The organism is Nostoc sp. FACHB-190, assembly GCF_014696905.1.
GTDB lineage: Bacteria > Cyanobacteriota > Cyanobacteriia > Cyanobacteriales > Nostocaceae > Nostoc_B.
Genome location: NZ_JACJQW010000088.1, coordinates 1 through 8,224 on the forward strand (window position 1 = coordinate 1; position 8,224 = coordinate 8,224).

The following is an 8,224-nucleotide window of genomic DNA, read 5'->3' on the forward strand; positions in this document are numbered from 1 at the left end:
ATCGCGTAATCTTCAGGCTGTTGATTGAGGAATATGTCTATCTCAGATTTAGCTAACAAAATAGAACAGCGAGTTTATCAATTAGAAGAAAATCTAGCGTTAACATACTCGGAGATTTTCACTACTGTTTGTCAAGAAAATCATCTGAATTCTTCGACTCTTCAGGAGGCTTTGGGATGTGATTGTCCTCACGGATTGATAGGCTTTATCAAAGGGTTAAAAGAATCTGAAATTTCTGGTTATTTGAAAAAATAATTTGTCAAAGGCAGTACAAAACTGCCTTACTTTTTTATAGGAGCAAAAATGAAACTACTAATACTCGATACAGAAACTGCCGACGACGAAAACACCCCCTGCGAAATTGCAGCCACACTTTACGAAATCGGTGAGTATTCGGGTGCGATCGCCAGCATCTCAACCCTACTACCAATCACAACCAACCACGCCCAAGCCATCAACGGCATCTCCCCGAAGCTAACCCAAACCTCACATCCCATACACAAAACCGCACTGGCTTTCTTGCGAGAGATGGCCGCGATCGCTGATTATGCGGTGGCCTTCAATGCGGAGTTTGATTCGGAGGTGGTTAACAAGTTTTTCCCAGACTTGATTACAGTCCCCTGGCTGTGTGCTATGCGTGACTTCAATTGGGGCTATCACAGTATCAACGCGCACGGTGGGTACAAATTAACCGACCTCGCCTTGTGGATGGGCATCGGCATTAGCACCGTTCACCGCGCAGCAGATGATGTTCGGTTGTTGGTCGAGTGTCTCAATCGCCACAAGAACCCGACGAAACTAGTGGAGGATGCGATCGCTTTAGCTCAATCTCCAATGGTAGAAATCAAAGCCTTAGTTGGTTACGAAGACCGCCATTTGGCGAGTAGAGCAAAGTTTGCGTGGGATGGCGATGTCTGCGACAAGCCGCAAAGCGTCTACGCCGGATTTGGCATAAGTCAATTCGCCAGTGCTTGCTGGAGGATTTTGTCAAAACTCTTGATTTTGATGTGAGCATTATCTAACGCCTTCGCGTAACAAAGGGAAAGCTTTTAAAAATCAAATGAACATCCTCAAATATCGTGCTGGCTATGTGAGCAATTCTAGATTGATCTACTGTGGTAGACCAAAAAAGGACGAATATTTGTGCCAGCAATTACTAATCGGATTAGGTAATCCCTTTACTTGGAAAACCACCAAAAAAGCTAAATTCAAAGTTAAAAACTTAGCTGAATCTTTGTCAAAATATCGTCAGTGGGTTTGGAGGTTAATCTGTTGTTATCGAGACAGAAACTTAGACCAACTCCAGCCGTGGGAATTCCGTTATTGGCAATTTATGAAATGTTTAGCGATCGCAATCGCTGATCATCAGGTAGATGGACTAGTTTGCTGGTGCGTAGAAATTCAAGATTATGTTCCAGTCAAAGGGACAGAACAATGCCACACACAAATACTTTATTCTGCTTGTCTGCATTTGATTGAGTCGGGTTTAGTTGATGCTAATTGGGATGCAGACGTTAATTTGAGCGGACTTTGGCAATAATCATCAGTTTAGACAGCTTCGGCTGTCTTATTTTTTTCAGGAGCAAATATGAACCATCGCCAATACCAAGCTGAGTATTTCATTGATCACAAATACATCGTCATTCGCTGCTGCCGCATAAAACCACTCGCCAAGTTCTTACACCAAACTGTGATCGCCTCCCTCGTGAGTGCCTGTTTTTTGGGCGTTGGTGCGTTGGGCTGTTGGGGTGTGGAGATTATCGCTGCCAACTCCACAATTGCCAGTCCGTATTTCTGGCAGGCAGCTGATTGATTATTTTATTGGTATCAGTACATACCACATACATAAAGAAATTCTGAACAGAATTAGGTAAAGCTAAGGTTGCCAAGTAGGCATTTTAGTAGACATGATGCAGTAGGGTGATATTAACAACATATATCACTAGCAGTAAAGCAATCTACCCAAGCTCTTTTGAGCTTGTCTTTTTCGTGAGCTACATCCAATTTGGCAACCAAATAATTACTGCTGCCGAGGTTTTAACAATGCTGGCTAGTAGTCAAATGCTGCCACAGTTAGTCCGATGGTTGATTGTGGAAAAGGCAATTGCCCAGATCAACATTACAGCAGAAGAAAAGTCCTATGCTATAAAGCAATTTCACCAAGAAAATCACTTAACTACACCAGAAATAATTGCCTCAACTCTCAAAAATCACGGAATGAATGAAGTGCAATTAGAAGCTCTCGCTACAAGAGGATTGAGGATAGAAAAATTTAAAATAGCTACTTGGGGAGCAAAGCTAGAATCTTATTTTCTACAGCATAAATCACAACTAGATAAAGTTATCTATTCTTTAATCCGTACATCAGATCCAGAAGTAGCACAAGAACTTTACTTTCGGATTAAAGCAAGAGAAAAAACATTTGCAGAATGCGCCAAAGAATATTCCCAAGGACAAGAAGCCCAAACAGGGGGATTGATTGGCCCTGTGGCAATTGGTCAACCCCATAAAGAGATTGTTCAGAAACTACTGATATCTCAACCAGGACAGCTATGGCCACCAATGCGCCTAGAGAATTGGGTAGTGATCATTAAATTAGAAAAGCTCATTCCTGCACAACTAGATGATGGGATGCGTTCTGCTCTACTCAACCATTTTTTCGAGACGTGGCTAAACGAAGAAATAGAAAAAACACCTCTGAAAGTCCTAGAAGATGCACCTACCCCAACTTTACTAACAAAATGACCTCCAGTACAGCCACAATCGTTGAGTTCTTAACAAGCATCTCCCCATTTGACCAACTCGACATTCATACTATTGAGGGCATCGCCGCAAAACTAGAACCATTGCGCTACAGAATGGGACAGGCAATTCTTGTCAGAGAAAATCTGCCTGCAAGAGTAGCGATTATTTATCAAGGGCAAGCTCGTTTATTAGGATATGCACCTGGAGCTAATGTCCCAGATACCTTAGAATTACTAAAACCAGGATCAATCTTAGGTTGGACAAGTGTGCTGCGAGGTGTAGCTTGTGAAACAGCGATTGCATCATGTGAAACTTTGTGTTTGACAATCAAAGCATCAGAATTTTTAGGACTATTAGAGTCAACACCAGTAATAGCCAGATTCTTTCGGAATACTTGCAGTTTAATTGAAATTTTTGATTTGTTAGGGGCAGAATTAGAACGACGGGGCAAAGTTAGAGAAGATTTAAAAGAACTTGCCTTAGCAACAAAATACCAAGCAACCATTCTGAATTTACCTTCTGGTAAAACATCACTTCAGAAACTAGATCCAAATTTATTGTGGTTGGTCAGTTCTCAAGGTTCTAATTATGCTGTAGGAGAACAGCTCAACAAAAGTGAAATGTCAGCACAGATTAGTGGAGAAGTTCGCTTAGTTGGTTTTATTGACCCGACATTACCAATTAATTTCCCTTCCCCTGACTCGACGAGTTCATCTTTTGAGGCAGAAATTTGGGCGGAAGCTGCTTATGCTCCGTTAAATCCAGAACTGGAAGAAGATTTAGAAGATAGCCAAAAAGTCAAATATCCTTACATTCAAGGAAGAGGGCCAGTAGATAGCACCTTGGCTTGTTTTCAAATGCTGTCGCAACATTTAGGAATGCCGTGGAAACGAGATGTACTGCGTCGTGCTTTAGTCAATAACTACCAACGAACAGGTAAAATCCCCATCGAACTATGCGGTGGTGTAGCAGAACTACTGGGATTGAAATCCCAACTAGTCAATATTCCGGCTGTGACTATTTCTAAACTCCCTACACCCGTACTCCTACCTTGGCAAGACAGTTTTGCAATTCTCTACAAAGCATCAGAAAAAGAATTGGTTCTAGCAATTCCTGAGCAGGGAATAACTCGTAAAAAGCCAGTAGATTTTATTGAAACTTGGGGTGAATCAGGACAAGTTCTGCTGTTACAAGCCACATCAGAAACACCAAAAAAGCGATTTGGCTTATCCTGGTTTTTACCAGCTATCAAAAAACATAAAGTAGTATTAATTGAAGTATTCATCGCTTCATTGTTTGTACAATTATTGGGATTGGCTAATCCATTAATTACACAAGTTATTATTGATAAAGTTATTGTACAAAATGGTATTAACACCCTGCATGTATTAGGGTGTCTAATAGTAACAATGGCTGTAGTAGAAGGAGTAATTACATGGTTACGAACTAACTTATTCGTTGACACAACAAATCGGATAGATTTATCTTTAGGTGCAGAAGTCATTGATCACCTATTGAGATTACCTCTTCGTTATTTTGAAAAGCGTCCTGTTGGAGAAATAGCGAGTCGCATCAATGAATTAGAAAATATTCGCTCGTTCTTGACAGGAACGGCATTAACTGTCGTTCTAGATGCTATTTTTTCTGTTGTTTATATAGGAGTAATGGTTTGGTATAGTTGGCTATTAACTATTGTGGCATTAGCAACTGTGCCATTATTTGCGCTATTAACATTCATATTTGCACCTATTATCCGGCAACAAACTCGCACTAAAGCTGAAAAAAATTCTGATACACAATCATATTTAGTTGAGGTGGTATCTGGGATTCAAACTGTTAAAGCCCAAAACATTGAACTGAATTCTAGATGGCAATGGCAAACACGTTATGCACGTTATATCAGTGCCAGTTTTGAAAATGTACTCACATCTAATACAGCAGGTTCTCTAAGCAACTTCTTAAATAAGCTTTCTAGTTTACTATTACTGTGGGTAGGGGCATATTTAGTATTACAAAAGCAGTTAACTTTAGGAGAATTAATTGCTTTTCGCATCATTGCAGGTTATGTCACAAGTCCCTTGTTGAGATTAATTCAACTGTGGCAGAACTTCCAAGAAACAGCATTATCTTTAGAGCGGCTGGCTGATATTTTAGATCATCCTCAAGAAACAGAACTAGGAGGGGAGGAGTGGAGGAGTGGGGGAACGGGAGAAAGGAAGAAATTTCCCCCCTCCCCCACTCTCCCCCTCTCCCTCTCTTCTCAAATTCCTATGCCAGCAATTGTAGGCAATATTAAATATGACAGTGTAACTTTTAGTTTTGCAAAAAGTCCCACTCCTCAACTGAATCATGTTTGTTTAGAAGTCCCGGCTGGTTTCTTTGTTGGAGTAGTTGGACAAAGTGGGGCAGGTAAAAGTACACTGACTAAGTTGATTCCTCGACTTTATGAACTTGATGCTGGTCGTATCTTAATCGATGGCTACGATATTAACAAAGTAGAGCTTTATTCTTTACGCCGTCAAATCGGTATGGTACTGCAAGATACTTTACTGTTCGATACTACAGTACAAGAGAATATTGCTTTGACAATGCCAGATGCTACCCCAGAAGAAGTTGTTGAAGCAGCTAAGATTGCTTGCGCTCATGATTTTATTATGAATCTGCCCAATGGGTACGAAACTCGTGTTGGTGAAAGAGGTTCAGCTTTATCTGGTGGACAGAGGCAAAGAATAGCGATCGCTCGGACTGTACTACAAAATCCGCCGTTGCTGATCATGGATGAAGCTACCAGTGCTTTAGATTATGCTACTGAACGTCAAGTTTGTTTAAATCTGCAAGCTGCTCTAAGAAATAGAACTGTATTGTTTATCACGCATAGACTAGCAACTATTCGGAGCGCCGATATTATTTTGATGATGAGTCAAGGGCAGGTAGCAGAACAAGGAACGCATGATGAATTAATTACTATGAAAGGTTTGTATTACTGTCTTTATCAACAACAGGAATTAGCTGGAGGATGAAGAGGAGTGGGGGAGTGGGAGAGTGGGGGAGTGGGCTGGAGGAAGTTTATTTATTTTTTATCTTTAGGAATTATCCATTTATTTGAGTTATGAATCATAGTCACAAGCATTCCGAGAATCGAATTATAGGCTTTATAAAGGTTGCGTCCAGTTTCGATATCTACATAATGACATTGAACAGCAAATTCAATCCAAGTCTGCGTTTCCGCAGCTTCTGCTTCTGCGTCACAAAGTTTAGCAATAAACGCTGCCTCATACCGACGTTTTCGCCATGCTTCTGCAAAATTGGCACAAACGGAACGTGAAGCACGACGAATTTGATCAGTCAATGAATATTTTTCTTCAATAGGAAACTTCTTCGATAACTCAAAAATCTGCATAGCAGTATCAAACGCCATCTTATAAACTTCTAAATCTCCATGATTTTTAAATGACTCTCTACTCATACACAACTACCACTTAATCACTATTAAGTACAAATATACTATTTTACTTTTCGCTATTTCCACCTTATATAAACTAACCGTCTATGAATAGTAACAATAACAATGGCAAATATTCAAATAATGACAATATTGAGAGCATTCCTGAAAAAATCTCGCCAATTTCTCCCACTCCCCCACTCCCTCACTCTTCCCCTCCCCCACTCCTCCCCTCTCCCACTCCTCCCAATCATTCACCCCGCTACGTACCAAAATTTGACCAGTCGGTAATATTGAAACAATCACGAAAATGGTCGAGAGCTATCCTGTGGGGATTAATGCTTTCTACGGCAGGGACAATCGTTTGGGCGAACATTGCCACAATTGAAGAAGCCGTATCAGCTACAGGTAAATTAGAAGCATCAGGGGCAACAAAAGAAATCCAAGCACCTGTAGGCGGAGTCGTAAAAGAAATATTTGTTGAGGATGGTCAAACAGTCAAAGCAGGGCAACAACTTTTGTCTCTTGATAATACAACTGCCAAAGCACAATTATATTCATTTTGGCAAATTCGTACTAGTTTAATTCAAGAAAATCAATTTTATAAGTCACAACTATCAGGTAGTAACTTAGAAGATGCCTCGACATTAAAAATCTCCAGCCAAATGTTAGATTTAACCAAGAGTCGAGCCACTTTAATAGCAGATAATCAAGTATACCGCGCTCTATTGAATGGAAGGAAAAACAATATTTCCCTCACCTTAGAACAGCAAGAACGTTTACAGTCTAACATAGCAGAGTTAAATGCACGTATAGTAGCTGCCCAATCAGAAATTGAGCAATTTCAACGTCAATTACAACAAGCAGATATTAAACTGGCTACTAATTTAGATAACCAGAAAATGAATCAAGGAATACTGAATGATGTAACTCCCTTGATGCAAAATGGTGCGATATCTAGGATTCAGTATCTTAAACAACAACAAGACGTTCGCAATATTCAAAGTGAAATTGACCAACTAACACAAGAAAAAGCTCGATTGCAATCAGCTATTGCCCAAGCCAAAGCTAAATTAGTCAACACCATTGCTCTGTCTCGCAGAGATTGGCTCAATCAAATTGCGGAGAATAATAAGCGGATTGCTGAAATTGATTCACAATTAACCAAAGCAATTGTCGAAAATAATAAAAAAATTGCTGAGATTGATTCACAAATCAGTCAAACACAAATGAATCTGAAGTATCAGGAAATAGTTGCTCCTGTGGATGGCACTATTTTTGAGATGAAGGCACATACACCAGGTTTCGTAGTCACCTCCAGCGAACCAATCCTGAAAGTTGTTCCGAACAATGCACTTGTTGCCAAGGTTTATATTACTAATAAAGATATTGGTTTTGTTAAGACCGGAATGACGGTAGATGTCAGAATTGATTCATTCCCTTTTAGTGAGTTTGGTGATATCAAAGGTAAATTAGTCTGGATTGGTTCTGATGCTTTACCACCAGATCAAATTTACCCATTCTACAGATTTCCTGCAAAGGTACAGCTTGATAGTCAGCAGTTAGCTGTTTCTGGACGTAATATTAGTTTGCAGTCTGGAATGGGTGTGAGTAGCAATATTAAGGTTCGAGAGCGAAAGATAATTTCAATTTTTACTGATATGTTTAGTTCGTCTTTTGATAGTTTGCAAAATGTGAGATAATCAACCAATCTTTGAATTCAAAATTAAGAATAATTCAGAAGTTAGAGTGCAATCAGTGGGTGATTCAGACCCATCACTGATTGTAATTTTGAATTTTGAATTCCCCGAAGGGGTTGACTCTTGAATTGTTTTTAATTGTGATTTTTGAATTCTTCTTCATAAAGTATCATTTTATTTAGATGAAAAGTTTATGTTTTTATCAGAAAAATCAGCTATTTTACGTAAATAGGGAAATTGCGGAAAAATCAGTAAATATTCGCATTTTTAAAATCGTCAAAGCGATTAAAAATATTAAAAGGGCTGAAAAACTATGACAGAAAGGAAGAGTCTAGTT

8 protein-coding genes are annotated in these 8,224 nt (G+C 39.5%); 7 read left to right on the forward strand and 1 reads right to left on the reverse strand.

Annotation, left to right across the window (positions count from 1 at the left end; all coding sequences use genetic code 11):
• Positions 1-33: 33 nt before the first annotated feature.
• The 6 genes from H6G28_RS35775 to H6G28_RS35800 all read left to right on the forward strand — a co-directional run bounded on the left by H6G28_RS35775 (position 34) and on the right by H6G28_RS35800 (position 5,765).
• Positions 34-255: a hypothetical protein gene (locus tag H6G28_RS35775; protein ID WP_190678025.1), complete on the forward strand. Its 222-nt coding sequence runs from the start codon at positions 34-36 to the stop codon at positions 253-255.
• A 48-nt stretch (positions 256-303) separates the two neighbouring features.
• A complete protein-coding gene (locus H6G28_RS35780) occupies positions 304-1,011 on the forward strand; it encodes a 3'-5' exonuclease (RefSeq protein WP_242054750.1) in 708 nt (235 codons plus the stop codon).
• A gap of 49 nt (positions 1,012-1,060) precedes the next feature.
• The gene (locus H6G28_RS35785; protein WP_190678027.1) at positions 1,061-1,540 is read left to right on the forward strand and encodes a DUF4326 domain-containing protein; all 480 of its coding nucleotides are present in this window, start codon (positions 1,061-1,063) and stop codon (positions 1,538-1,540) included.
• 48 nt (positions 1,541-1,588) lie between these two features.
• Positions 1,589-1,813, forward strand: a complete 225-nt coding sequence (locus H6G28_RS35790) for a hypothetical protein (protein WP_190678030.1) — start codon at positions 1,589-1,591, stop codon at positions 1,811-1,813.
• A 176-nt stretch (positions 1,814-1,989) separates the two neighbouring features.
• The gene (locus H6G28_RS35795) at positions 1,990-2,745 is read left to right on the forward strand and encodes a peptidylprolyl isomerase (protein WP_313950053.1); all 756 of its coding nucleotides are present in this window, start codon (positions 1,990-1,992) and stop codon (positions 2,743-2,745) included.
• Positions 2,742-5,765, forward strand: coding sequence for a peptidase domain-containing ABC transporter (locus H6G28_RS35800; protein WP_190678033.1), 3,024 nt, complete (start codon positions 2,742-2,744; stop codon positions 5,763-5,765). Before H6G28_RS35795 ends, H6G28_RS35800 begins: the two co-directional genes overlap by 4 nt.
• Positions 5,766-5,815: 50 nt before the next feature.
• Here the strand turns inward: H6G28_RS35800 and H6G28_RS35805 are convergent, their stop codons facing one another.
• Positions 5,816-6,211: a four helix bundle protein gene (locus H6G28_RS35805; protein ID WP_190678035.1), complete on the reverse strand. Its 396-nt coding sequence runs from the start codon at positions 6,209-6,211 to the stop codon at positions 5,816-5,818.
• Positions 6,212-6,294: 83 nt separating this feature from the next.
• Between H6G28_RS35805 and H6G28_RS35810 the strand changes: the two genes are divergently transcribed.
• A complete protein-coding gene (locus H6G28_RS35810) occupies positions 6,295-7,890 on the forward strand; it encodes a beta-barrel domain-containing protein (RefSeq protein WP_190678039.1) in 1,596 nt (531 codons plus the stop codon).
• Positions 7,891-8,224: the final 334 nt, after the last annotated feature.